This is a genomic window from Lysinibacillus fusiformis (genome assembly GCF_003049525.1).
GTDB lineage: Bacteria > Bacillota > Bacilli > Bacillales_A > Planococcaceae > Lysinibacillus > Lysinibacillus fusiformis.
On record NZ_PYWL01000008.1, the window covers coordinates 76,827 to 102,118 of the forward strand.

Sequence of the window (25,292 nt, forward strand, 5' to 3'; positions counted from 1 at the left end):
ATGTTGGGAAATGGCTCCTTGTTTCACGCTATGCTTCTGGCTCAGACGTATTTTGCCCTGTCGCTTCAATCACTTCAGGCGTGTCGTCCACAGTGTCGTCTTCTTGAACATTTTCAGCAGATGGCGGTGTAATCGTCACCAGTGTATAGTCATCTTCTTGTAAAATTTCAAATGAAAATTGTTGACGTATATCTCCTACGTATAGGGACGTCCCAATTGCTACATTCGTGACATCGATTTCGATTGTTTCGGGAATTTCTGTTGGCTTCACTTTAATACGAACCTCACGATTAGGCTGTAAGAGGAAGCCTCCATCTGCTACTCCGATGGCATCACCGATTACGGTTACTGGAATTTCTACTTCCAGCTCTTCTGACATATTGATCGATTTAAAATCAACATGTTTAATATTCCCCTTTAAAGCACAGCGCTGAACTTCTGATAAAACAGCATTAATACGCTTTCCATCAACATCTAATTGAAAAACACTTTTTGTACCATGCGCTGCAAGTAATTTCGCAAATACTCTTGCGTCTAATGTAATGGCTGTTGATTCCATTTGAAAGCCATAGACAACACCTGGGATGGCACCGTTTTGTCGAAGTTGTGTTAATGAGGATTGACGTCCTTTTTGGCGTTTATTGGCTGTTAAAACCGTATTCATCGAATATTTCCCCTTTCATGGAAACTAGTCTCATAAATGGTTTTGCCCTTTCCTCGGTTTTTTATACCTGCATGACCTGTACTGAGCAAAAAGAAAGCACCTCTCTGTCTAAAAAACAAAGAAGGTGCCTGATGATTACTTATAGTGCTACTTTTTGATTCAGTAAGTCATGTAAGTCCTGCAATTTTTTAATTTCATAATGCGGTTCAATGCCACTTGTGTTTTCAACATTGCGGATATTAAACCAACAAGTATCGATACCGGACTGTAAACCACCCTTTATATCGGATGTCAAAGAATCGCCAATAATTAACGCTTTTTCTTTATCAAAATTATCAATTCGTTCAAACACATAATCGAAAAAGTCGGGCATAGGCTTTTGATAGCCTGTTTGCTCCGAAATAAAAATGCCTTTAAAATATTGCGCTAAATTCGCATCCACAAGACGTTTATTTTGTGTAACGGTTACCCCATTCGATACGACATATAAATGATAATGATTGGCTAGCTGAGCGATTACCTCATAAGCACCCTCAACATAATGGTGGGCCTCACGTAAATATTTTTGGAAAAGTGATTCAAAATAGGTCCCATCAACTTCTATGCCAAATTCCTTTAAAGCAATCGAAAAACGGGTATTATGTAATGTATTTTTCGTTACTTCTCCACGCTCAAAAGCTCGCCACATCGACTCATTAATTTCTTTGTAACGTGCAATCATCTCGGAAGTAACTACTATGTTTTCTTCTTTAAACATGCGGTCAAGTGCAGCATTTTCAGCCAAATCAAAATCTAGTAACGTATCATCCACGTCAAATAATAATATTTCATATTTCGTCATGTCCGTACCTACTTTCTATGATGCATTGTGCTATTTTCTCTATCCATGATAACGTTTTTTTAGAAAAATAACAGTAAAACCACCTTTTTCAGAATAGTAGGACTTGTAGGCGCTTTATCTTCATCCATTTCAGTGTTATTGGATTTGCAAGTATTTTCCTTTATTGGGTAAAAAAATGTTCATCTAATCCTAAAATAGCCCTTTCAGTAATTTCATATTTGAAATTATCGATGAATATGAGACAATAGAATGCTAGAAAGGAAGATGTACGAAAGATGACGACCTTACAAAAAATAACGCCTATCTTTGATCCATGGGAAGCGTATTTAGATGTTGAACAACATGGACAAATGACTCTATCCAATATTGAATTTACAACAACTAACCTTTGTAATATGCGTTGTGCACACTGTGCAGTCGGCTATACATTACAAAATAAAGACCCTGAGGCATTGCCAATAGATTTAATTTTACGTCGCTTAGACGAAATACCTCATTTAAAAACACTTAGTATTACAGGTGGAGAACCGATGATGAGTAAAAAGTCGGTACAAAATTACGTGTTGCCACTTTTGAAATATGCTCATGAACGAGGTGTACGCACACAAATTAACTCTAATTTAACATTGGAGCCGGCACGATACTTATTAATTGCCCCGTATTTAGATGTTTTGCATATTTCACATAACTGGGGTACTATCGATGAATTCGTTGAAACAGGCTTTGCCATGATGGAGCGCAAGCCTACCTATGACCAACGTGCAGCTCTGTTCCAACGTATGATTGATAACTCAAAAATGCTTGCGGAACACGGTGTCATGGTTTCAGCCGAAACCATGCTAAACAAAAAAACTTTACCATACTTAGATCATATTCATAACCAAATCATCCATGAAATGAAATGTGCACGTCATGAGGTGCATCCTATGTACCCATCAGATTTTGCTAGTGCCCTGACATCCCTTTCACTAGAGGAAACACGTGAAGCGATCCATCATCTACTAGATATTCGTGATGACAATACATGGATGTTATTCGGAACACTTCCATTTTACCCTTGCAGTACGAATGAGGAAGATCGACGATTACTTCAACGTCTTCGTACAGCGAAAAATGTCACAATGCGTAATGACCCAGATGGCCGTTCACGTTTGAATATCAACATTTTTACGGGCGATGTCATCGTTACTGATTTCGGTGATACACCAGCTCTAGGTAACATTGTACATGACAAGCTTCCAGCTGTGTTTGATAAATGGATGGCAACTGATCTGGCTAAATCACTCAATTGTCATTGTCCAGCTGTTAAATGCCTTGGCCCTAACGTTTTAGTAAAAAATATGTATTATCAAGATCAAGCGTTTGTTAGTGGCTCTGGCCGCGTTTAAGCGACTTATAACTAAAGAAACTCCTTTTGAAGAATCTGTATCAAAATGGAGTTTTTTTTTATTGTTTAAAAAAATTTCTCAACAATGTATAAAAAATATGTTGTGGTCTATACTATTAAAGATTTCACTTCAAATCCTATGACTAGGAGGGTTAACCCGATGAGTGCGATTGATCGATAACTCAAAAGGACCATCAAAGCTGAGTAAAGTACAGTTCTTAGGAATATCTTAAGATTCTATGCGGAAGCGAGGCAGTGTGTCATGGAGTATTTAATGTAAGTGGTAATCGAACCCGGAAATTTATTTCCGGGTTTTTCTATTTTATGTATGGTAAAAAGCTGTCAAGCGCCCAATAAAAATCACCTCGAAGCGTAACAACGAGGTGATTTTCGTTTTATAATAATTCCTTTGCAAGGAATTTATACGTATTTAAACGACTTGCTAATTCATATTGATTACAGTTCAGCATGACTTCATCAAAGCCATAGTGTTCTTGTTCTTTCACTAAAAATGCGGCAATATCCTTTGGTGTGCCGACAAGATTTGCTTTGCGATTATTGGCGATTGTCATTTTATCCATTTCTGTTAATGGATAATCCTTTGCTTCTTCGGGTGATATAGTTTGAATAATTTGCCCCTTCATCAGCTGAAGACGAGAAATATCGATTGGTTTTGCCAAGTATTCCGCTTCCTCTAAAGTAGGAGCCACCGTCGCCGCATAGGTCACAATGATTTGTGGTTTTTCCATATAATAAGAAGGCGTAAAATAGGCTTTATAGGCATCAAAAATATCCTTCGACATATTGCCTGTGAAAAATTGGGCATAGGAATAACCAACACCTAGCTGTCCTGCCTGCATCGCACTTTGACCACTTGAGCCTAGTAGCCACGCCTCAGGTAATGTAATATGAACCGGTGCCGCCACGACTTGATCATAGACATGTTCACCCGTTTTTTGATTATTCATCAGCTTTAAAATAATTTCAAGCTTATCATATTGCTCAGTGAAGCGTTGTCTTCTTCCTTCTGCAAGCGCATAAATAGAGGCATGATCACCACCTGGCGCTCTCCCCACTCCGAAATCAATTCGATGAGGTGCTAATCCTGACAATGTTTTAAAAACCTCTGCAATCTTATATGGTGAATAATGCATCATCATGACGCCACCCGTCCCAATGCGAAGTCGCTTCGTTTTCGCAGCTAAAAAAGCAGCGGTTACTTCGGGAGCTGAACTTGCCAGCGACTGACTATTATGGTGTTCAGCTAGCCACATACGATGATAACCGAGTTCTTCCCCTAATAAAGCTAGTTGTTCTGTACGTTGGAAGGCTTCCTCTGCCGAATGACCTTTTGGTATAGGCATTTGATCTAAAATACTTAACTTCATTCAAAACATCCTCTCTGTCTGTAAGCTCCCCCTTTTAACTGTAATATAGTTCTGCTTATTTACAAAGCAAAAAACCTTACTCATAAGCTAGTTGTTTCATTTCCCATGTTTGATAGACCATGCCGACGAGTTTCTGTTTTTGTTCAGCATTTAGAACTTTTTCATTAAATTTCATCGCACGAAGGGAAAATTGCGTTGTTTGTTCGTCAACGACGAATTGTAAAATAGCATGTCCTTTTTCATCTTGAAACGTAATATCACCTGATAATTCTACAACTTGCTCCCCTGTTTTCGCTTGATAATATCGCCAATATGGTTCAAAGAATGCATAGTTAAATGCATTACGAACCGTGACATCAGAAAAATTTTCCAAATAACCTTCTTTGACAATATCAATATACTCATGATCTGTTATATCTTTTTTAGCATTAAAGACATATCCAACAAGCATCCCCATAAACACGACACAGAGAAATACACGTATATGATTTGCTAAACTCATGTCATCACGTCCCCTTTACGTAAAAACACCACCATTTACATAATACATCAAATTTCTAACTCCAAGTAGAAAATATTTGATTATTGTAGAAATTTTACGAAAACTCATTATACAAGCTCCGCAAAATTATAGAAAGAGTATTTACAGCCCAACCTCAGTTCGCTACTATCAGATTATTATGATAGAAAAGAGATGACCTGTTGTGCCATTTGATTTAGATTTAAATATTTTAGTCATTCTTATCGTTTTTGGTTTTTTAGCCGCATTCATTGATTCAGTTGTTGGCGGCGGTGGACTTATTTCTTTACCAGCCCTTATGTTTGTAGGTCTCCCACCTTCTAGCGCTGTAGCAACCAATAAATTAGCAGGTACAATGGGATCACTTACAAGTACTTTGACATTTTATCGCTCTGGCAAGCTTGATATTAAAGCGGTCTATAAGCTATTTCCATTTGTCTTTTTCGGATCAATGCTTGGAGCTTGGGTTGTCCACTTAATGGATCCTAGTGTCCTGAAGCCGCTCATGCTGTTTATGCTGGCTGCCGTAGCTATCTATACGATCTTTAAAAAGGATTGGGGAAGCATCACTACCTTTAAAAAGTTAACACCAAAACGTTATTTATTTTTTGTAGTAGTAATTACTGGCATTGGTTTTTATGATGGTTTTTTAGGTCCTGGTACAGGTTCATTTTTATTATTTGCCTTTCTCATGGTCGGTTTTGATTTTTTACAATCTGCAGGTAATGCGAAATTTTTAAATTTCGGTAGTAATGTTGCAGCCCTTCTTATGTTTATATACTTAGGGCAAATTAATTATGCCTATGGTTTACCAATGGGGCTTGCGCAAATTGCTGGGGCCATTGTGGGCTCCAAATTTGCGATTAAACGTGGCAGCGGTTATGTACGTAAGTTATTTATCGTTGTGTCCATTCTATTACTCTTGAAAAATACATATGACTATTTCTCATAATCATCTGTTATGCTGACGTATGCCAACAATATAGAAGGCTAAAACTTATCTCATATTGGGGTAAGTTTTTTTAATGGCTTTCAACTTTTTCCCTCATTTCGTACGTCTAGTACATGTATACAATTTGACAATGTTAAAAAAGGAGCTTCTTTGGACATGAAAACAAGAAATGCATTTCAACATGAAGAGGTGTTTGTCCAATTCATTCGTGAACAAAAAGAGCGTTTTTATTTGCTCGCGTATAGCTATACAAAAAATGAACAGGACGCACTAGATGTTGTACAGGACAGTGTTCAAAAAGCCATGCTGTCATTAGATCGACTTGAAAATGTTGATTATATGAAAAGCTGGTTTTATAAAATAGTCGTTCGTACAGCCATTGATTTTTTACGAAAGCATAAACGCTTACAAGTAACTGATGATGATACTTTGCAATATTTAACCCCCGCTCAAGAGGATGTCTATGAAAACGTCGATTTAGAGCATGCGTTAGATGAGCTACCGCAAATGTATCGAGAGGTTGTGATTCTCCATTATTTCGAGGATTTAAAGCTCGCAGACGTTGCGAACATCCTCGATATTAAGTTAAGTACAGCCAAATCGCGTCTTTATAAAGCATTAAAACTATTGAAAATACAATTGGAAGATGTGAAGGGAGAAACTGCACATGGATAAAAAATTAAAAAATTTAGAAAAACAATATACAGATGTTTCCATTCCTAAGGAATTAGATTTGGTGGTAGAACGAGCATTAAAGCAAGGTCGAAAAAAGAAAAAAAACCGTACTCCTCAATGGTTGCTTGGTTCGGCAGCTGCAGCTATGCTATTTACTGCTAGTTTAAATGTGAGTCCAGCAATGGCTCGAACACTTTCAGACATACCTGTTGTAGGAAGTGTTGTCAAAGTATTAACTTGGACAGAATATGAGGTGGCAGAAGATAATTTTGATGCCAATATTAAAGTACCTGCTATTGAAAATTTAGACAATCAAGATCTTGCCAATACATTAAATGAAAAATATCGTGCAGAAGGGAAAGCTCTTTACGATGAATTTATCACTGAAGTGGGTGATTTAAAAGCCAGTGGTAGTGGTGGTCATTTAGGCGTTGATAGTGGCTTTGAAATTAAAACTGATAATGACCAAATTTTATCGATTGGTCGTTATGTGGTAAATACTGTCGGCTCTTCTTCCACTGTGATGGAATACGATACGATTGACAAAGAAAACGAAATTTTAATTACTTTACCTATGCTTTTTAAAGATAAAAATTATATTGAAGCTATTAGTGAAAATATTAAGGAACAAATGCGTACGCAAATCGCTGAATCCAATCAGGATAAAGTTTATTGGGTGAAGGGTGCTGGCATGGCCGATGAAGATTTGATGGAGGAATTTACAGCCATTCAACCTGATCAGCAGTTCTACATTTCAGATAAAGGTAAGCTTGTGATTTCCTTTGATAAATATGAAGTGGCACCAGGCTTTATGGGCGTTGTGGAATTTGAAATCCCAACAGACGTCTTAAAGGATGATCTTGTGAGCGCAAAATACATCCATTAATTATATAGGACTTAACGAGGTATTTGACGATTACATCATCAAATACCTCGTTTTTTCATGGAGAAGAACCCATTTTCTGCTTATAAAGCTACTGTTTTTTGTCTAAGCTAATATGTATCAATCAATGTTAGAGGGTTTTCATCATGAAAAGTGTAGGATCCATCAGTATTTTACATGTAATCTTCCTATCAATGACCGTTATTGGCTTAAAAAATCATGTAACTATTATTCCTCCACTGCTAGATGCCGCCAAAAGAGATGGCTGGCTATCTGTACTATTTGCTGGGGGTGTTATTTTCTTTTGGTTATTTTTATTAGTTTACATCCAAAAAAAATCTAAACAGGAACCCATTCGAGACTGGCTCAGCGAAAAAATAGGAAAAGTCGCTTCTACTACCATCATCTATATTGTCGCCATTTTTCTATTGATTATCGCAGCATTTACAATGGTGGAAACATTACAATGGGTAAATAGCACATTTTTACCTGTCCTTATATTATTGTTTGTTTATACTATTCTTTGCATTTTACTTGTGACAACTAGCTTACAAACAATTGTTATTGTCAATGTCTTTGTATTATTTGGAGTTGTAATCCTTGGTTTTTTTGTCGCCTTTACCAATATACAAGTAAAAGATTATAGTTTATTGCGCCCCTTTTTTGAGCATGGTTTTCAGCCTATCATACATGGTATGATTTTTCCTGCTTCAGGATTTATAGAGCTATTATTACTATTATTTTTGCAGCACCAATTTAAAGAACGTCTTCGTTGGTACCATTTCACTATTATACTGGCTATCTTAATTGGCCTTACATTAGGTCCATTAATTGGAGCCATTACTGAATTCGGACCAAGTGAAGCATCGAAACAACGTTATCCTGCTTATGAAGAATGGGGATTAGTGACCATCGGACGCTATATTGAGCATTTAGACTTCTTCTCTATTTACCAATGGTTAACAGGGACTTTCATTCGTGTAAGTTTCCTCTTATATATTGTGGCAGACTTATTAAAAATGACTGGCGATCCAAAGCGTATTTGGCAAATGCTCGCTCCACCCTTCTTCATCATTTGTTTACCGTTAATTATGTTAAATGAAAGCTTATTTTTAAAAGTAAAGGGACATTATATTTTAAGTGCTACGTTTATTTTCTTTTTTGCTTTATCAATTTTTTTCATTGTCGTTGCTTACTTATCGGATAATTCTTCTAAAAAGGGGAAAACTGAAAAACAAGACATGAAAAGTGGTGAATCATAATGTCTCAACAGGAGCATGAGTTAGAGATAGATTTAAATACAATAAAAAAACTATTTCAAAAATCTGCAGATATACAATTTCAGGAATATAGCTTTAATGAACAAAAGGTACAATTTATCACATGTGATGCCATGATTGATCAGCAAATGCTGAATGGTGTCATTATTCAGCGGACCCAGTATTTGTATGATCATTTGGATGACGTTTCTTTTGAGGAAAATATAGCGAGGCATCTCCATGTTCCAAGCCTTCAAAAAATCCAAGATAAGGAACAGCTTATTTCATCCGTTTATAGTGGCTTCCTGTTGATGTATTTTGAGCAAGATCATCTGTTATATGCAAGCAATATCGCTAAAAAGCCTAATCGTAAGCCGGAAGAAACACGTATGGAGGTTCTTATTAAAGGGCCAAGGGATAACTTTATTGAAGATATCCGCGTCAATATCGCTTTAATTCGCAAACGATTACCGACCAATTCATTTTGCGTCGAAAAGGTGGAGCTCGGAAAACGCTCAAAAACAACAGTGGCGATTCTGTACTTTGAAGATATTGTGGATATGGACATTCTACATGGTATTAAGAAACAGCTAGCTGCGGTCGATACAGATATCGTTTTTAGTGGCGATTTATTGATGGAACGCGTGAATAAAAATTCTAAATTATTTCCAAAGTTCGATTATACAGGGCGACCCGATTATGCCGTTCAAGCATTAGCAAGGGGCCGCTTTGTTATTTTCGTAGATGGTGTCGCTTATTGTATTATCACGCCTGTGAATCTCTTCTTATTATTGAAATCTGCGGAAGATAATGAATATCCGGTCATTTTTAGTTCTGTAGAACGAGTACTACGGATACTCGGTATTCTTATAGGATTACTACTGCCTGCCTTTTGGCTTGCCTTAACAACCTACCATCAAAATCAATTGCCATTACAGTTACTGGCAACCGTTGTACAGGCCAAAGCTGGATTACCCCTCCCTTCTTCACTTGAAATGCTACTAATGCTTTTGATGTTTGAATTGTTCCGTGAAGCAGGGTTACGGCTTCCTTCAGTAATTGGGGGAACCATCAGTGTTGTAGGTGGAATCATTATTGGAGATGCTGCAATTCGAGCAGGTGTAACAAGTCCTGAAATGATTGTTGTTATCGCCATCTCTACCATCGCTTCATTTACCTTGGTCAATCAATCCCTAGTGACATCCGTCAGCATATTACGTGTTGCCTTTATCCTAGCTAGTGCCTTTTTCGGATTATTTGGCTTCTTTGTTTCTTTATATTTGACACTTCTTTACTTATGCAATATCCGTATTTACGGCTACTCTTACATGAACCTTGCAACAGATTTAAACTGGTCTACCATCAAAAAATCTATTTTTCGTCTATCACCAAAAGGTTACACGGAGCGCAATAAAGCACTTGCTCCTCAGGATGCAACCCGTTCAGCTGATGCTCATAGCGTAGACAAAAAAGACCAAGAAAATAACTAGCATCCCCTCACATATTGAGGAGATGCTAGTTATTTTTGGCTACATCTTTTGTATGCTCTCTTCGATAGATGCTAACCTCGATTCCCAATATCGCTTCATTTCTTCTCTTATTTGCTGATTAGCAAGATGTTCCTGATGAAAACTAATGGTCGTTTTATTATTTTCTTTGGATAGGATTCGAATTTGTATGGTAGAAGGTCGTTGCCACTCCTCTTTTTTCCAAGTAAGACGGAGTTGCAAAAGTGGTTTGACGATCCGAATTTCTCCGGTTCCCACCGTTGTACGATACTGATGACCAGGTTTAAGGATTATATTTCCCCCTCCTCCTAACCATGCATTCAAACCTTCCTCCGCTGTAATAAGTGACCATGCTTGCTGTTGCGAGATTGGAAACGTTTTTCTAACCCCTACTTGATAACCAACTGTTTTGGTTAGTCCAATACTTTTGTGGCTGTCCATGTCTTAACCTCCATCTATTAATCTGTCATTGTCTATTCACTACTAATAATTCCTCCCCTCTTCTAAAATTCCTTGTCCTATTAGTCCTTATCCTTTGCGATAAATATATAAAAATAGGAAAAGACAGAAATGCTCTCACACATTTCTGCCTTTTAATAATCGGGCCGACATACTGTTACGTCAGCTCTACATAATCATTTTGTATGCTTTGTTCGTTTTGTCCCTTACGGAATTGAATGTGATGGAGCTTCGCAAAGATACCATTGTGAGCCACTAACTCATCATAAGTACCATCTTCCTCAATACCTTTTGGCGTCACGACCATTACCCGATCTGCGTTTCTAATAGTTGCCAGGCGATGGGCAATAACTAACGTAGTACGGTTTTCAGCTAGCTCTGATAAAGATTGCTGAATAATCATCTCTGTTTCGGTATCTAATGCAGAGGTCGCTTCATCTAAAATTAAAATTGGTGGGTTTTTCAAGAACATACGCGCAATGGCTAATCGTTGTTTTTGTCCACCGGATAATTTCAAGCCTCGTTCCCCAATTTGCGTATCATAACCATCAGGTAGCTCAGCGATGAATGCCTCTAAATGGGCCTTTTTCGCTGCTTCACGAATTTCTTCTTCACTGGCGTTTAGCTTTCCATAGGCAATGTTTTCACGAATTGTCCCTGTAAATAAGAAGACATCCTGCTGTACGATACCAATTTGAGATCGTAAGGAAGCCTGGGTCATATTGCGAATATCGATACCGTCAATCGAAATAGCACCTTTTGAAACCTCATAGAAGCGAGGAATTAACGAACAAATGGTCGTTTTACCGGCACCTGAAGGGCCAACAAAAGCAATAGTTTGTCCAGCCTTTACATCGAATGAAATATCTTTTAAAACCTGTTTCGAAGTATCGTAATTAAAGTGAACATTATTGAAGGAAATATTACCATCTAAATGGTTAATGACCTTCGCATTCTCATGATCTTGAATTTCTGGTTCCTGCTCAATTAATTCACGGAATCTCTTAAAACCAGCCATCCCCTTCGGATAAAGCTCTAATAAAGCACTAATCTTATCAATTGGTTTAATGAGTACATTTGTATATAAAACAAAGCTCACTAGCTCCCCGTAAGATAATTTTCCATTAAAGCTTAGCCAAGCGCCGACTACTAACACCATTAATGTAAGGAGGCGTGTCATCATGTAAATACTCGAGTGGGTTCCTGCCATTATTTTATAGGCATATAATTTAGCCGTACGGAAAAATCCATTCTGCTCCTTAAAGCGTTTGATTTCAAAATCTTCATTTGTAAAGGATTTCACAACACGGACTCCGGACACACTATCCTCTACACGTCCGTTAACATCAGCAATTTTGCCATACATCGTTTTCCAAGCATTATTCATTTTTATATTACTAAATGTCACAAGCCATGTTAAAAATGGCACCATGATCGCTGCAATTAAAGCGAGTGTTGGGTTCACATTAAACATAATAGCAAAGGCCCCAACAAAGGTCATAATGGCAATGAATAAATCCTCAGGTCCATGATGGGCAAATTCCCCAATATCAAATAAATCATTGGTAATACGGCTCATGATATGACCTGTTTTCGTATTATCAAAGAATCGGAATGATTGCCTTTGTACATGCGTAAATAATTCCTGACGCATATCTGTCTCAATATTAATCCCCAATTTATGCCCTAAATAGTTCACGATAAAGTTTAAAAACGTACTTATTGCGTACACTAGCAGCAATAATACACTTATTTTTACAATCATTCCCCAATCGCCTGTTGGTAATAGCTCATCAATAAACCACTGAACGGCTAATGGAAAGGCGAGCTCTAAAATGGCTACAATGATTGCACTTGAAAAATCGATGACAAACAATCGTTTATGCGGCTTATAATAGGAAAAAAATTTTCTATACATGTTTGTCTCCTTTCTAAGTTGTAAAAATTTCGCCTATCTTTTAATAGTACCATTTGTGCAAACGTAACGGAAAAGTATTTTTTCTCCATAGCAGTATATTTTTATTTACTTTCAGTTTTTCGCATGCTATGATTGGTGTAAGAATTGAATAGCTTTTGACTTTATTGTCAAAGGGGAGTAGCTAGCGGATGCGATCGAAGCATCTGATTCACATTCGTCATTACATGGTTTCGTACCATCGGGTGTGATGGCATAAATTGTCTCACAGAATAATTTCTGTGCAACGAACAGTAAATTGCTTAGCAAGACCTTTGCCTATTTTTTAGGCAGGGGTCTTTTTCTTTTGCTTAAAATTGGGAAGAATATGTTAGAAGCAACCATTCATTTCTGTTCAATAATTAAAGGAGGAAACAAATTTGGAGGCAATTATTTTAGAATACGCATGGGTACTCGTCGTATTAATTGTATTAGAAGGATTGTTGGCAGCTGACAACGCAGTGGTAATGGCAGTTATGGTTAAGCATTTACCAAAAGCACAACAACAAAAAGCTTTGTTATATGGATTAGTGGGGGCATTTGTTTTCCGCTTCGCCGCATTATTCCTTATTACAACACTCGTTAATTTCTGGCAAATTCAAGCAATAGGTGCAGCTTATCTATTGTTTATGTCTATTAAGCATATTTATGATTCACGGAAAGCATCGCAAAGCTCCGATGAGATCCAAGAGCCGAAAAAGCAATCCGGCTTCTGGATGACGGTTGTAAAAGTAGAACTTGCTGATATCGCGTTCGCGGTAGATTCTATTCTAGCTGCGGTTGCTATTGCTGTAACATTACCACATATCGGTGATTTTGATATTGGTGGTATTAATGCAGGACAGTTCGCCGTTATGTTCTTAGGTGGTCTTATCGGGGTTATCATGATGCGATTCGCGGCTCGTTGGTTCGTGAAAGTTCTTGATAAATTCCCTTCACTAGAAACGGCTGCCTTCCTAATCGTTGGTTGGGTTGGTGTGAAATTAGCTGTGTTAACATTAGCACATGAAAAATTAGGCATTATTCCACATGAGTTCCCACATTCTACAATTTGGAAAGCTATTTTCTGGATTGTCCTAGTAGCAATTGCCCTAGGTGGTTACTTAATTGGGGTCAAAAACCAAAAAACTCAAGCACAATAATGATTAAAAAAATCGCCACGACCTATGTCGAGGCGATTTTCTATTTTATATGTAACATTTTATTTTATTAACAGCGCCATGCTAAATAAATTTTCATGTCATTGTAACCTCGCTAGGTCGCCCTATCCAATTCCCCCGACTAATACTTGACTTTACAAACGACACAATAGCCTTTCCTGCCGTTGTATCGAAAAATAAAGAAGTGTAAATTTTCTAATTGAGAACAAATATCAATTAAGTTTTGCACATATTTCCATGAAATTTAAAATTTTTGTATGAAGAACCTCTAACATTGTATACTAGTGAAGAAGGCATTTACTGCAAAAGGAGGAAAACTTTTATGTTATCTGAAAAACTACACACAGCACTTAACGAACAAATGAATTTTGAATTTTACTCGGCTCATGCTTACATGGCAATGGCGGCTTATTGCACAGACCAGGATTACGATGGTTTCGCTAACTTCTTTTTAGTACAAGCCGAAGAAGAACGCTTCCATGCGATGAAATTTTACAACTTCTTAAGTGATATGGGCTACCGTGCAACAATTCAAGGCTTTGAAAGCCCAGGCAATCATTTTGAATCGATTTTAGATGCCTTTAAAACAGCTCTTTCTCATGAAAAAGAAGTGACGCGCCGTATATATAATTTATCAGATATCGCTTTAGATGAACGTGAGCATGCGACAATGGCCTTTTTAAAATGGTTCATCGATGAGCAAGTAGAGGAAGAATCTACATTTGATACATTAATTCGTAAAATCGAACGTATCGAAAACGACTCCAACGCTATCTTTATGCTAGATGCAGAATTAGCTACGCGTACATTTACGCCTGATGCAGAAGCATAACATACTTACTAAATTAGCTAACCCATGACAAAGGCTACGAAGTTTCATCAAAGAAGCTTCGTAGCCTGATTTTTAGGCTTTAAATATACTAATCCTACTGGTACAAATTATTATAAAATTCATAGCCTGCATAATAAAGAAACCCTATTTCTTCTTTTGGTTTTAATAGCAGTAATTGTTCCGTTCCCTTTAGATAATATAACGGAGCATCATCATCGATAAACGGTTTTCCTAAATCTTTATACCATTTTTCATTTAGCTGTTTAGGATATAAGTTAAACGAAATATATTCAATCTTATCGCTTATACCTATATAAGAACAATAATGCGTCTCTATATCTTTTTCGGTACTATCTTTTAGATAATAAATATTACAGTCTATGTCACCATCTATAGATTCGAATTGTTTCCTCTTAGCAGGGTTTCCTAACTTATTAACTACGTCTTTTCTTGAATTGCCCAAGGTAACCCCACTTACTAAGAAAACATTCTTTTGTTTATCATGCTTAATTGTAAACCTATCTTGCTCAAATAATTCTACCAATGATTTATTATACTTTTCGGCAATATCTTTAGCAGAGTCCCCATTACTATTGACAATATTTTTATCCACCTTAAGTTTAAGTAGCCCCTCAACAGTTTTTTTATCCCCGTTTAGGATCGCTAAATACAATGGTGTTTGTCCTTGTTTATTAAGTCCATTTACAGCCGTTCCTTTAGTTATTAATTCTGCCAAATAAGTCAGATTGTCTTTTTTGTGATTAAGGAGAATGTGAATCGCATTATTTCCTAATTCATCAACCTGATTAAGATCTAATCCTTTATCTATAAATAGTTGAACTATCTCTTTATTTTGAGTAAGTATAGCTGTTGTGTATGTATTTTGACCACCTATATTCACTTTTTTTAAATCAATGTCCAAGTTTAGTAAATCCTTGATTAATGCTGTATTGTTTAATGGCTGTAATAAGGCTACTTGAACAATATTGTTACCGTCATTATCCACTTCTTGAAGATTTACTTTCCATTCATAAATAAGGTATTCAAGTATCTCTCTATTCCCTGTCTGCAAAGCAGAATATAGTACAGTATGCCCCATCTCATTCTTTACGTTCATATCAACTTCGAATTTATGAAGCTCTTTTAGTATCTCATATTGTTCATTTTTAACTGCAACATGTGCAAGACTATCCTCTTCTTTTCCTACTCTAATATTTCCCATATCTTTATTCATTAAGGAAATAACTAACTTTTTATTCGGTAATTCGATGGCTTTACTAATTGAATTTTCGCCATCCCTATTTACAAAATTAGCGTTGGCCCCATTTTCAATCAAAAAATTTATATCATTCAAATTTTGGTTTTTTACTGCCTCAATCAAAGCGTTGTCCTTATCTTTTAACAAAAGATAATTATCCCATGAAAAAGTAAATTTTGTTATAAAACCATAGGTTGCAATACCAATAAGCAATAGAAAAAAGATTATCACAGAGCTATATTTTACTATTCTCTTTACTTTTTTCCTAAATGTTTCATGTTGACGTTCTTTTTCTAATAGCTCTTGCTTTTTTTCCTCTTCTATTTGTTCTTCATATAACTTAATATTTTCACTAATCGTTTTTTCATTCATATAAATGGAAAGAACATTATCTTTTTCTCTTTTGCAACGTTTACATATTTTCGTGTTCTCCAAGTTCAAACGTCCACATACACATGTCCATTTATCATTTATCAATTGTGAATAATATTTTGCATCATTTCCTTCATGCGTTTGTACAAACATTAATTGACCTGGATCGTTAAATTGTTTTAGTTCTACTTTCTCTAACTCTGATTCCGTTTTTGTCCATATTGTTTCATCACTAAAAAGTACTTTCTCAAAGACTATATCTATGCTTCTGGCATGAGAAAAACTATCTAATGCAATTTTTTCATTGTTATCAAATGCTTGGTTAGGTTCTATTGATTCACTTAGATGCAGTTTATATTCAATGTTAGTTGATTCCCAGCCAACTGGTTCACCAAATTGATCAAAACAATAAATAGTAGCATTTAAGCCTTTTATTCTTTTTTCTGAAATATTATTAAACTTCAATGAACAATAAACTTTACCCGTTTTCTTACTTCTATATAGCTGATACTCAAGTAATTCAACTGGACAATTTATATCAACTAACATTCGTTTCCTCCTATTAATTCAACAATTCGAACTCTTCTTCTTGAGGCTTATTTGTAACCTTGGAATTTATGTCTTGAAGCAATGCAATAATTTTTGCTATTGCAAGAAAGAATATTCCTGTTAGTACCATGGATATTGCTGATACTAAGGTTGTTGTAAGATGTGAGCTATATATATTTTTAACAACAAAATATCTTTCTTCAATTAGGTTGTTATCATAATGTTCTTTAGCTGCTTCTTCCCAGTATTCCATATCCTCTTTTTCTTCCTTTAAGATTGATATTTGAGATAAACTAAAAACTATAGCTGCAATAAATAATATATAACTTGATATCTGTAGTACTAGTTTCATTAGCACACCCTCCATATATTGAAAAATAATTAATATTATATACTAATTACCTATTATTTACTATAAATTTTAAAATAACTAAGAGAAAATATTCATAAATATAAATTTTTGAATATTATTTTATATATAAAAAAAACGCTCTAAATGATGATTTATTCTTGCTGTTTCTTAAGTAATTTAGTCATAAAACCTTTCATTTCAAAGTGGGTGGGGTATGTACGTTTTCTCCAATCTCCAATCTCTCTTCCTTTAATAAATCTCATACTTTTAGGACGCAAATTAATAAGTTTAATTTTGAATACCTGCATAAAAAAAGAAAAACGTCAACAATCAACGTTTCTCTTTTCTTCTTTATGATTTAGCTGGCTCTCGGACTTCTCCATCGAATGCAGCCCGATAAATAGCATAAATATCTTCTCGTTCTAATGGCATCGGACTTCGAGCTAAAATTCTTGTTTGCTTTGTTGCATCGTCAGTTAATTGTCCTAGGGCTTCTTCTGGTATATTAAATCCCTTTAACGTGGAAGGAATTTTTACATCTTGAACGAGCTGTTGTAATGCATCCACACATTTATAGGAAGCCTCTTCTTGCGATAAGTAGGCAGATGATAAACCCATGGCATCTAAAATATCTTTCATTCGTTTTTCACAGCTTTGACGAATATACCCCATGACATATGGTAATAGTACGGCATTGGAATCGCCATGGGCTATATGAAATTGACCTCCTAAAGGATAAGCTAAAGCATGAACACCGGCTACTCCTGCATTGAAAAATGCCAAACCAGCTAAATAACTACCATAGCTCATATCTGAACGTGCCTGCTTATTCTCCCCTTCCAGCACAGCCGTACGAATAGAGCCACTAATTAGGCGAATAGCTTGTAGTGCAAGTGCATCCGTTACTTCATTGGCATTGACTGAAACATATGCCTCAATGGCATGTGTTAAAGCATCAACCCCCGTTGCAGCTGTTACCTTTGGTGGTAATGAAATCGTTAGCTCTGGGTCTACAATCGCACTGTCCGCCAATAAGTAGTCGTGTGTCACAACGTCTTTTGTTGTGTCGAGGGACAGGACTGAGATATTTGTCACTTCTGAGCCTGTTCCAGATGTAGTTGGTATTAAAATTTTAGGTAATCCTTTTTGTTCAAGTGCTTTTGTGCCTGTTAAATTTAAATAATCCGCTACTTTCCCATCATGTACGGCTAAAACAGCAGCAAGCTTAGCTAAATCAAGAGCACTTCCTCCACCTAAACCGATGACCAAATCAAATTGATGTTTTCTAGTAAAATCAACTAGCTTTTCTCCAATAGCAAGTGGGGGCTCTGGGGCAATATCTGTATAAATGGTCGTTGCATATCCTTTTGAACGCAAGGGCTGCTGGACTTTATCTGCTAGCCCTAATTCCTTTAAAAATGGGTCTGTGACAATTAAAATATTTGTAGCTTTAAATCTTTCTACTTCAGGCAGAAGCTGATTTAAACATCCCCAACCTGTATAGCTTACAGGCGTAAAGGTTAATTTATGCATGGCTTCTCTACTCCTATCTATTCATAATATCCTTCTGTCGATTTTCTAAATGATTTAAATTGGACAGGGTCATGACCAAACCAAACCTGAGAATTCGTTTCATTGGCAAGTCGGCGAATGCGTTCAACTGTAGAATTATAGCCAACCGAATCATAAATAATGCCCGGTGGCTTAACAGGTGGGCCAAAGCTTTCCGCCGTATAGATGGCATCTGACGCTAAAATAATTCCACCTGTGTCTGGCATATTAATGTGCAGACCGAGCATACCCCACGCATGGCCACTACCAAAGTTTAATACTTGAATGCCTTCTGCAAGCTTCACATGATCTTCACCACGTTTAATAAGGCGCCATTGTAAATTATTTTTAATCCACATATCAATGTCGCCCCAAATGTAGGCACCGTCTTTAACATTTCTTGCATACGTTTGTAATGTGCCGTTAAACTCATCTTCTTGTACAATGATCGTCGCATTCGTAAATAATTCTAAGCAGCCTGCATGGTCGAGATGCAAGTGGGATGCTACAACATATTTGATATCCTCAGGACGAACATTTAATTCTTCTAATCGATGATGTAAATAGCATTCTTCTGGCATATTAATAGGGAACGCTTTTTGTGTAAATTCTCCCCAACGTCCATCGGGTCCCATAGCGTTTGGATTACACGCCGTATCAAATAAAATTTTGCCCTCTGGATGATCAATAAGTACTGTATAAACGGGGAATTCTACAAATTCATTTGGTTGATTTGGATGATCGATTGTTGCTGGATTGTGCATGGCAATCATATAATTCTTATCCATTCGCATCGTACCGTTGTCCATTACATACAATTTTGGGTGTTGTTTGATCATTTTCATGTTTCCCATCTCCATTCGTGATTATTGGTTATTCCAAATAATGAGCTTCATTTCTGTCATTTCTTCCATTGCATATTTAATGCCTTCACGGCCTGTACCACTTTCCTTCACGCCACCATATGGCATATGATCTACACGATAAGTTGGCACATCATTAATAAGGACGCCCCCTACCTGTAATGCTTTGGAAGCTTTAAAAGCCGTCTCAATTGATGGTGTAAAAATACCTGCCTGTAGTCCATAATGAGAATCGTTAATAGCTTCTATTGCCTTCTCTATAGTAGATACTGAATTCACGATAACAACTGGCGCAAAAATTTCTTCACAGGATACCTTACTTTGTGAAGATACGTTCGATAAAACAGTTGGCAATAAAACCTGATTGTCAATATAACCACCAGCAATGATTTTAGCCCCTTCAGCAACTGCTTCTTCAATCCACTCATGGGCTCGTTCTTGTTCTGCTGCTGAAATCATCATGGCTATATCCGTTGTTTCATCAAGAGGATCACCAATGACTAGCTGTGCCACTTTAGCGCTGAGCTTGTCTAAAAACTCATTTACGATACTTTCCATTACATATATTCGCTGCAATGAAATGCATACCTGACCTTGATTTGAAAATGCCCCCATAATTATTCGGTCCATAATCTGATCAAGTTGAACGCCTTCGTCAACAATCACTCCTGCATTCGACCCTAATTCTAACGTTACCTTTTTTAAACCTGCACGATTTCGTAGCGAAATCCCTACAGCAGGACTTCCCGTAAACGTTATCATTTTCACATGAGGATGTGCTAAAAATACATCTCCTACTAATTTCCCCTGCCCAGTCACTAGATTAAAAGCTCCCGCCGGTAAATTGGTTTGTGCCAATAGTTTTGCTAGAAAATGAGCGGATAGAGCCGTTTGAGTAGCTGGCTTTAACACAATCGTATTACCTGCCGCTAAAGCAGGACCTACTTTATGCGCAACTAAATTTTGTGGGAAATTAAACGGTGTAATTGCTGCAATTACGCCGATTGGCTCTCGAATGGTATAGGCAAAACGCCCTTCCCCATTTTTAGAAGCGTCCATCGGAATCATTTCGCCAGATAATCGTTTAGCCTCCTCTGCGGCAAATTTATAGGTTTCAATGGTGCGATCAATTTCAGCATAGGCATACTTGAGCGGTTTTGCTGATTCTAGTGAAATAATACTAGCTGCCTCTTCTCGATTTTCCAAAAAGAGTGTCGATAAATGCTCCAAAATTTCTGCTCGTTGAAAAGCCGTTAACGCAGCCATGCTCTTCGCAGCTATTTGTGCACTTGCAATGGCCTCATGTATATCTTGTTCAGTGGCCATTGCAAAATGGGCAATCACCTCTTGTGAATGCGGGGCTTGAACCTCCATATACTCTGCAGTCATCTTCCATTCTCCATGAATCCATAAGCCCCTTTTCAAGACTTATCTCACTCCTTTCATTTATGGTTACGTATTCATTTCTGAAAATAAAGAAATGAATACGTAACCATTTCGGTGCAAAAAATAAACTGACGTTAAATCAGTTCATTTTTACACGTTGTATTTCTTGGGAAAAGTTTAACAGACTCTGTTTGCTGGATGCAAGTATTTTTTTTCTCCATAACCTCAAATAATTTTTCAATCGCTAAAAATCCTAAGTTTTCTTCTGATGTAATCCCTACTGTTGTCAAAGCAATGGAATGATGTTTACTAAGCTCCACATTATCAATGCCGATCACATTGAAATCCCTAGGAACCTGAAAGCCTCTTTCTAAACAAAGGTTCAAAATTTCTATAGCGATGGCATCTGTTGCTGCACAAATTGCTGTAGGTCTTCTGTCCAGTTTTAATAGTTCCTCAAAAGCCTTTTCGATATCTTCCTTATTCGTATTGGTAAAAAATGTAGGTACAGATTTAGCTTCTATTTCATGATCCTTTAGTGCCTTTTCAAACCCATGGTAGCGACCAAAAAAAGTACTCATTTGATGTGGACCACCAATCCAGCACAGTGATTGATGCCCTAATGATAAAATATGATTAGCTGCTAGATATCCTGCTTGCACATTATCTATTTCTACAAAATGTCTATTTTCTTGATGCTTACGATTAAACATAATAAATGGAATTCCTAGTTTTTCTAATGTAAAAAATAAATCATCTTGATAGAGCATCGAAGATAATATAATGGCATCTGCCTTCGTTTCTAAAACTGCATTGTAAATCGAGTGTAAATTATCTTCTGTACCAAAATAAACGTTAACTTTATAGCCACGGGCGTTGACATAATTAACGATAGCGGTCGTCGTATCAACAAAAAAAGGATTGTGTAAAGGACCTGATATTAATGTTATAATGCCTGTCTTTTTCTGAACAAGCGATCTAGCTATATCATTTGGAATATAGTTTAAGTCCTCAATCGCTTTCATCACTTTTTCAACTGTTTTTGGCTTTACTAGCTCTGGTGTATTCAACACTCTTGACACGGTTGTTTGAGATACACCAGCATGCTTTGCCACATCTTTTGAAGAAACCAAAAAACCACCCATTTCATTGTTGTAAAGCTATATTATACCATACATACCTATTGATGATAGGGAGTTAGGGTGTCACTTTCTCTCATAAGGCTTTACCGCTTCACTCGCTTTGAAATTGTAGACAGGCTTAATCATCTTAATAATATCCACTGTTTCTCCAATAGCAGATGTAATTTCTGCCATAGGCTTATAGGCCATTGGTGCCTCGTCTAATGTTTCTTCATTGACTGATGTTGTCCAGATTCCCTCCATCGTCTCTTTAAAATCTTCCATATTCAACGCTTTTTTAGCGGCACGGCGTGAGTACATACGTCCTGCACCATGTGGGGCTGAATTATTCCAATCAGCATTGCCTTTCCCTATACAAATAAGTGATCCATCGCGCATATTCATAGGAATGACAAGCTTCTCTCCTTTATTGGCACGGACGGCTCCCTTACGTAGCGTCATTGTCTCTGTCTCAATATAGTTATGAATCGTATCAAATGTATCTATCAACTGCCAATTCATATGTTTTGCAATGGTTTCAGCAATAGTCCAACGATTCATCTGCGCAAATTGCTGCGCGATTTTCATATCATGAATATAGTCATGGAAATGTTCGCCCTCCAGATAGGCTAACTCTTTCGGAACCACAGGGTGTTTCTCTTTATAGGCTTGAATCATCGCTTGGATTTCCTTTTCTCGCCCTTGTTGTTTAAAGCCCTCTATTTTTTCAGTCAAATCTTGCTGACGTAAATTGTCATAGGCTCTTTTTTGATGCCAGTTTGCTACTTTTGCCCCCACATAACGTGAACCAGTATGAATTAGTAAATAGAACTGATTTTCCTCATCTTTAGCCAATTCAATAAAATGATTGCCTCCACCAAGTGTCCCTAACGATAGATTCGTATACTCATCCTTAAAGCCACTTGCTTTGAACTGTTTACCTTCGAACGCTAAAAATTGTCGGTCAGGCGATAGTTCCTTATGAACCTCTTGACCGCTCGGTACATACGTTCGAATGACAGTATCGAGTTTCTCATAATCTACCTTCGTTACATCTAATTGCGCTACAAATACACCACAGCCCACATCCACACCGACCAAATTTGGCACAACCCGCTCCTGTAGGTGAATGGTCGTGCCAATAACACAGCCTTTCCCTGCATGATAATCAGGCATAATACGTACCTTTGTACCTGACATAAACGCCTGATTCGTCAATTCTTGAATTTGATCGATCGCTGATGGCAATGCTGTTTCAGCATAAATTTTAGCCTCCGTGTAACGTCCTTTAATTTCAATCATTTTTACCCCTCCTTACCATTTATACGTACAAATGGAATGATATGTTTCATTCCATAAAAAAACGCCCTAAAAGATTCATTCTTTTAGAACGTTTTGTAAAGTTTATTCTGCATATTGTATGGCTAGTTTATTTGGTATCTCTGGAATATCATTCGATTTCACATCTTCTTCTTGTAACGTTAAGCATTGCTGTGGATACATTTCCTCCACCTCAAAAGGTATAGCAATACTCTCCATTTTATTATTCATTTGACTACGTGCCAATAAACCATTCCTCGAAAGATCGATGTTCAAAATAGCCTGCACCGTTTCTTCAAGCATTTCTAGGTCCTTTGCTTTCAGTGGCATTTGTTCCTGCATTAAGAAAGGTTGAAGATGTTCCTTAATATAGCCCTGTGCTTCAATTAAACATGAAAATTCATTTAATTTTTCAGCATAGCGCTTTAATTGTCGCTTCTCTTTCGCACGTTGTTGATTTAATTCCTGCACTTTTTGTTCAATACGACTCATACGTTCCTTTACTAAATTGACTAAATAAGGTTGAATGTCTCGAACTGCTTGCAACATGGACGTTTCTGCTTGCAGTACATTGTCGTATTGAGCTACACAAACCACTTGCTGCTCATTTAATTTTTGCACACGCTCTTTGAAAAATTCATTTTGGGTATGCTGACCGAAGATAGCCTTCATAAGCCCTTTACCATGAATCTTTTTATGCTGTGCATCTAGGCGTTCATATTCTCGTGAATACTCACTGTGCATAGAACGATACTCCCGTAACATTTGTTGATAATATACAGCGATTTCAGTAAATTTTTCTACCTTCTCATCTTGTAAATAATCATGCTGCGAGATAGTTTGTAAGAGCTGATAAAGGGTTTGAACATGTGTAAATGTATTGGCCACCTGCTCATATTCTTGCTCATATTCCTTAACTATCGCTAAGTCACGCTGATAGCGAGAAAACTCAAATTGGGTATCACCTGCGTATTTTTCAATATTCTCAACAGCAGACTGAAATGGGTCACGTCGTGGAATAACAGTTAATTCGAAGCGGAACCGTTCAAGCCATTGCAAGAAGCGAATTAAAATGGCATAGGTTTTTTTTTCACTATTTTCAGCCACACGATGTATGTGAGCTATTAAATGGTCATATTGACTTTTCTGCCAAAGCTCAAGGTTGCCCGTTTGCTTGGCTGCCAGTGCATTCGTTGCGGAAATAGCTATAAAATCACTCATCAAATGGCCAATACGCTGTTGTTCAGCAGTAATAAATGCGTCTGCATGCTCATCAGCATCAATACCATTGATGACACATAAAGGCTCCACTCCTTTATGCTTTAACGTATCCATTAATAAAAGCTCAGCATCAATCGCCCTAGAGCCGGCACGTAAAACCCAGAAAATCTCATCTACACGGTTCATCAGTGCTTCAGAGAAATAGGCCATTTCACCTCCCCCAGCTTCTAAGGAAACCGAGTCAATGATTGTCACAGATTTTAATAAATCATTTTTTAAATATACTTCCAAGTAATCTAAATGTTCACGTAAAATCTGCGAAGCAAATGTATCACCTGTTGTTAGTAGTTCTAATTTACTAAGATCAAATATGGCTACAACGCCATCTAAAAAATAGGCTTTAATCTCTTCTTGTTCGCCATATCGAATAAATGTATTGACACCTGTCGGATGTTGATCATTTACAGATAAAACCTCACGTCCGAGGAGTCCGTTGACTAGTGTCGTTTTGCCTACTCGTTGTTTACCGACGATTAAAATCATCGTTTGGTTATTAGCATCTTGAATAATACGATTTAAATGTTTAGCTGTATCTTTCACATATGTATTTTGGACAATAATACCGTACAATTGTCGAAGTTGATCAACAAATTGTGGCAATATATTATTCGCTGAGGTTGTATATTCGATTGGCGTATGGTCAATGTTCGTCATCCTCAAAACCTCTTTTCGTATGCATCTATAAGACCATTATAAATGATACTAATGCTTTACTAATATATAGATCAACGAAAAGAGGACAATATACTTATGCATT

The 25,292-nt window shown here is 36.9% G+C and carries 22 protein-coding genes; 8 read left to right on the forward strand and 14 right to left on the reverse strand.

What is annotated here, in order from left to right:
* Positions 1 to 28: 28 nt before the first annotated feature.
* Positions 29 to 664: a 50S ribosomal protein L25/general stress protein Ctc gene (locus tag C9J29_RS17080; RefSeq protein ID WP_036148871.1), complete on the reverse strand. Its 636-nt coding sequence runs from the start codon at positions 662 to 664 to the stop codon at positions 29 to 31.
* 139 nt (positions 665 to 803) lie between these two features.
* Positions 804 to 1,505, reverse strand: a complete 702-nt coding sequence (locus C9J29_RS17085) for a YjjG family noncanonical pyrimidine nucleotidase (RefSeq protein WP_008181008.1) — start codon at positions 1,503 to 1,505, stop codon at positions 804 to 806.
* A 275-nt stretch (positions 1,506 to 1,780) separates the two neighbouring features.
* Here C9J29_RS17085 and yfkAB point away from each other — a divergent pair, with 275 nt between their 5' ends.
* Positions 1,781 to 2,893, forward strand: a complete 1,113-nt coding sequence (gene yfkAB / locus C9J29_RS17090) for a radical SAM/CxCxxxxC motif protein YfkAB (protein ID WP_089986342.1) — start codon at positions 1,781 to 1,783, stop codon at positions 2,891 to 2,893.
* Positions 2,894 to 3,287: 394 nt separating this feature from the next.
* On the opposite strand, the gene C9J29_RS17095 is transcribed toward yfkAB, so the two are convergent.
* Entirely contained in the window at positions 3,288 to 4,280 is a 993-nt protein-coding gene (locus C9J29_RS17095) for an LLM class flavin-dependent oxidoreductase (RefSeq protein ID WP_008181014.1), read from the reverse strand.
* 76 nt (positions 4,281 to 4,356) lie between these two features.
* On the reverse strand, positions 4,357 to 4,782 hold the full coding sequence (locus tag C9J29_RS17100) for a hypothetical protein (protein WP_043990776.1): 426 nt from the start codon (positions 4,780 to 4,782) through the stop codon (positions 4,357 to 4,359).
* 202 nt (positions 4,783 to 4,984) lie between these two features.
* Between C9J29_RS17100 and C9J29_RS17105 the strand changes: the two genes are divergently transcribed.
* The 5 genes from C9J29_RS17105 (at position 4,985) to C9J29_RS17125 (ending at position 10,059) form a co-directional block, all read left to right on the forward strand.
* Positions 4,985 to 5,752, forward strand: coding sequence for a TSUP family transporter (locus C9J29_RS17105; RefSeq protein ID WP_107922500.1), 768 nt, complete (start codon positions 4,985 to 4,987; stop codon positions 5,750 to 5,752).
* A gap of 156 nt (positions 5,753 to 5,908) precedes the next feature.
* Positions 5,909 to 6,427, forward strand: a complete 519-nt coding sequence (locus tag C9J29_RS17110) for a sigma-70 family RNA polymerase sigma factor (protein WP_025116216.1) — start codon at positions 5,909 to 5,911, stop codon at positions 6,425 to 6,427.
* Entirely contained in the window at positions 6,420 to 7,313 is an 894-nt protein-coding gene (gene rsiV, locus C9J29_RS17115; RefSeq protein ID WP_107922501.1) for an anti-sigma-V factor RsiV, read from the forward strand. The genes C9J29_RS17110 and rsiV overlap by 8 nt, the downstream gene beginning before the upstream one ends.
* 143 nt (positions 7,314 to 7,456) lie before the next feature.
* Positions 7,457 to 8,572, forward strand: a complete 1,116-nt coding sequence (locus tag C9J29_RS17120) for an endospore germination permease (protein ID WP_107922502.1) — start codon at positions 7,457 to 7,459, stop codon at positions 8,570 to 8,572.
* Entirely contained in the window at positions 8,572 to 10,059 is a 1,488-nt protein-coding gene (locus C9J29_RS17125; RefSeq protein WP_008181802.1) for a spore germination protein, read from the forward strand. Before C9J29_RS17120 ends, C9J29_RS17125 begins: the two co-directional genes overlap by 1 nt.
* A gap of 39 nt (positions 10,060 to 10,098) precedes the next feature.
* Here C9J29_RS17125 and C9J29_RS17130 read toward each other — a convergent pair whose 3' ends face one another.
* On the reverse strand, positions 10,099 to 10,518 hold the full coding sequence (locus C9J29_RS17130; protein WP_008181801.1) for an SRPBCC family protein: 420 nt from the start codon (positions 10,516 to 10,518) through the stop codon (positions 10,099 to 10,101).
* Between the two features lie 175 nt (positions 10,519 to 10,693).
* A complete protein-coding gene (locus tag C9J29_RS17135) occupies positions 10,694 to 12,454 on the reverse strand; it encodes an ABC transporter ATP-binding protein (protein ID WP_090002614.1) in 1,761 nt (586 codons plus the stop codon).
* Positions 12,455 to 12,870: 416 nt separating this feature from the next.
* Between C9J29_RS17135 and C9J29_RS17140 the strand changes: the two genes are divergently transcribed.
* Both C9J29_RS17140 and C9J29_RS17145 read left to right on the forward strand, forming a co-directional pair.
* A complete protein-coding gene (locus tag C9J29_RS17140) occupies positions 12,871 to 13,632 on the forward strand; it encodes a TerC family protein (RefSeq protein ID WP_008180519.1) in 762 nt (253 codons plus the stop codon).
* 340 nt (positions 13,633 to 13,972) lie between these two features.
* Positions 13,973 to 14,482, forward strand: coding sequence for a ferritin (locus tag C9J29_RS17145; RefSeq protein WP_069481808.1), 510 nt, complete (start codon positions 13,973 to 13,975; stop codon positions 14,480 to 14,482).
* Between the two features lie 94 nt (positions 14,483 to 14,576).
* On the opposite strand, the gene C9J29_RS17150 is transcribed toward C9J29_RS17145, so the two are convergent.
* The 8 genes from C9J29_RS17150 to C9J29_RS17185 form a co-directional block, all read right to left on the reverse strand.
* On the reverse strand, positions 14,577 to 16,661 hold the full coding sequence (locus C9J29_RS17150) for an ankyrin repeat domain-containing protein (RefSeq protein WP_107922503.1): 2,085 nt from the start codon (positions 16,659 to 16,661) through the stop codon (positions 14,577 to 14,579).
* 13 nt (positions 16,662 to 16,674) lie between these two features.
* Positions 16,675 to 17,013 carry a hypothetical protein gene (locus tag C9J29_RS17155; RefSeq protein ID WP_107922504.1) on the reverse strand — a complete coding sequence of 113 codons (339 nt, stop codon included), beginning with the start codon at positions 17,011 to 17,013 and terminating at the stop codon, positions 16,675 to 16,677.
* A 351-nt stretch (positions 17,014 to 17,364) separates the two neighbouring features.
* A complete protein-coding gene (locus C9J29_RS17160) occupies positions 17,365 to 18,546 on the reverse strand; it encodes an iron-containing alcohol dehydrogenase (protein ID WP_107922505.1) in 1,182 nt (393 codons plus the stop codon).
* A 17-nt stretch (positions 18,547 to 18,563) separates the two neighbouring features.
* A complete protein-coding gene (gene ahlS / locus C9J29_RS17165; protein ID WP_346037839.1) occupies positions 18,564 to 19,409 on the reverse strand; it encodes an AhlS family quorum-quenching N-acyl homoserine lactonase in 846 nt (281 codons plus the stop codon).
* 21 nt (positions 19,410 to 19,430) lie between these two features.
* Complete coding sequence (locus C9J29_RS17170) at positions 19,431 to 20,852, reverse strand: aldehyde dehydrogenase family protein (protein ID WP_107922506.1); 1,422 nt, start codon at positions 20,850 to 20,852, stop codon at positions 19,431 to 19,433.
* Positions 20,853 to 20,947: 95 nt separating this feature from the next.
* A complete protein-coding gene (locus C9J29_RS17175; protein ID WP_090002613.1) occupies positions 20,948 to 21,946 on the reverse strand; it encodes a LacI family DNA-binding transcriptional regulator in 999 nt (332 codons plus the stop codon).
* A 72-nt stretch (positions 21,947 to 22,018) separates the two neighbouring features.
* On the reverse strand, positions 22,019 to 23,236 hold the full coding sequence (locus C9J29_RS17180) for an RtcB family protein (protein ID WP_107922507.1): 1,218 nt from the start codon (positions 23,234 to 23,236) through the stop codon (positions 22,019 to 22,021).
* A 102-nt stretch (positions 23,237 to 23,338) separates the two neighbouring features.
* Entirely contained in the window at positions 23,339 to 25,189 is a 1,851-nt protein-coding gene (locus tag C9J29_RS17185) for a dynamin family protein (RefSeq protein WP_089986331.1), read from the reverse strand.
* Between the last annotated feature and the right edge of the window lie 103 nt (positions 25,190 to 25,292).

Excerpts from the sequence above, each read along its gene's own strand:
- rsiV (WP_107922501.1), top strand. The coding sequence starts at position 6,420 with ATGGATAAAAAATTAAAAAATTTAGAAAAACAATATACAGATGTTTCC.
- ahlS (WP_346037839.1), bottom strand. The coding sequence starts at position 19,409 with ATGAAAATGATCAAACAACACCCAAAATTGTATGTAATGGACAACGGT.
- C9J29_RS17150 (WP_107922503.1), bottom strand. The coding sequence starts at position 16,661 with ATGTTAGTTGATATAAATTGTCCAGTTGAATTACTTGAGTATCAGCTA.
- C9J29_RS17110 (WP_025116216.1), top strand. The coding sequence starts at position 5,909 with ATGAAAACAAGAAATGCATTTCAACATGAAGAGGTGTTTGTCCAATTC.
- C9J29_RS17160 (WP_107922505.1), bottom strand. The coding sequence starts at position 18,546 with ATGCATAAATTAACCTTTACGCCTGTAAGCTATACAGGTTGGGGATGT.
- C9J29_RS17095 (WP_008181014.1), bottom strand. The coding sequence starts at position 4,280 with ATGAAGTTAAGTATTTTAGATCAAATGCCTATACCAAAAGGTCATTCG.
- C9J29_RS17085 (WP_008181008.1), bottom strand. The coding sequence starts at position 1,505 with ATGACGAAATATGAAATATTATTATTTGACGTGGATGATACGTTACTA.
- C9J29_RS17080 (WP_036148871.1), bottom strand. The coding sequence starts at position 664 with ATGAATACGGTTTTAACAGCCAATAAACGCCAAAAAGGACGTCAATCC.
- C9J29_RS17100 (WP_043990776.1), bottom strand. The coding sequence starts at position 4,782 with ATGAGTTTAGCAAATCATATACGTGTATTTCTCTGTGTCGTGTTTATG.
- C9J29_RS17130 (WP_008181801.1), bottom strand. The coding sequence starts at position 10,518 with ATGGACAGCCACAAAAGTATTGGACTAACCAAAACAGTTGGTTATCAA.
- C9J29_RS17185 (WP_089986331.1), bottom strand. The coding sequence starts at position 25,189 with ATGACGAACATTGACCATACGCCAATCGAATATACAACCTCAGCGAAT.
- C9J29_RS17155 (WP_107922504.1), bottom strand. The coding sequence starts at position 17,013 with ATGAAACTAGTACTACAGATATCAAGTTATATATTATTTATTGCAGCT.
- yfkAB (WP_089986342.1), top strand. The coding sequence starts at position 1,781 with ATGACGACCTTACAAAAAATAACGCCTATCTTTGATCCATGGGAAGCG.
- C9J29_RS17120 (WP_107922502.1), top strand. The coding sequence starts at position 7,457 with ATGAAAAGTGTAGGATCCATCAGTATTTTACATGTAATCTTCCTATCA.
- C9J29_RS17135 (WP_090002614.1), bottom strand. The coding sequence starts at position 12,454 with ATGTATAGAAAATTTTTTTCCTATTATAAGCCGCATAAACGATTGTTT.
- C9J29_RS17145 (WP_069481808.1), top strand. The coding sequence starts at position 13,973 with ATGTTATCTGAAAAACTACACACAGCACTTAACGAACAAATGAATTTT.
- C9J29_RS17125 (WP_008181802.1), top strand. The coding sequence starts at position 8,572 with ATGTCTCAACAGGAGCATGAGTTAGAGATAGATTTAAATACAATAAAA.
- C9J29_RS17180 (WP_107922507.1), bottom strand. The coding sequence starts at position 23,236 with ATGATTGAAATTAAAGGACGTTACACGGAGGCTAAAATTTATGCTGAA.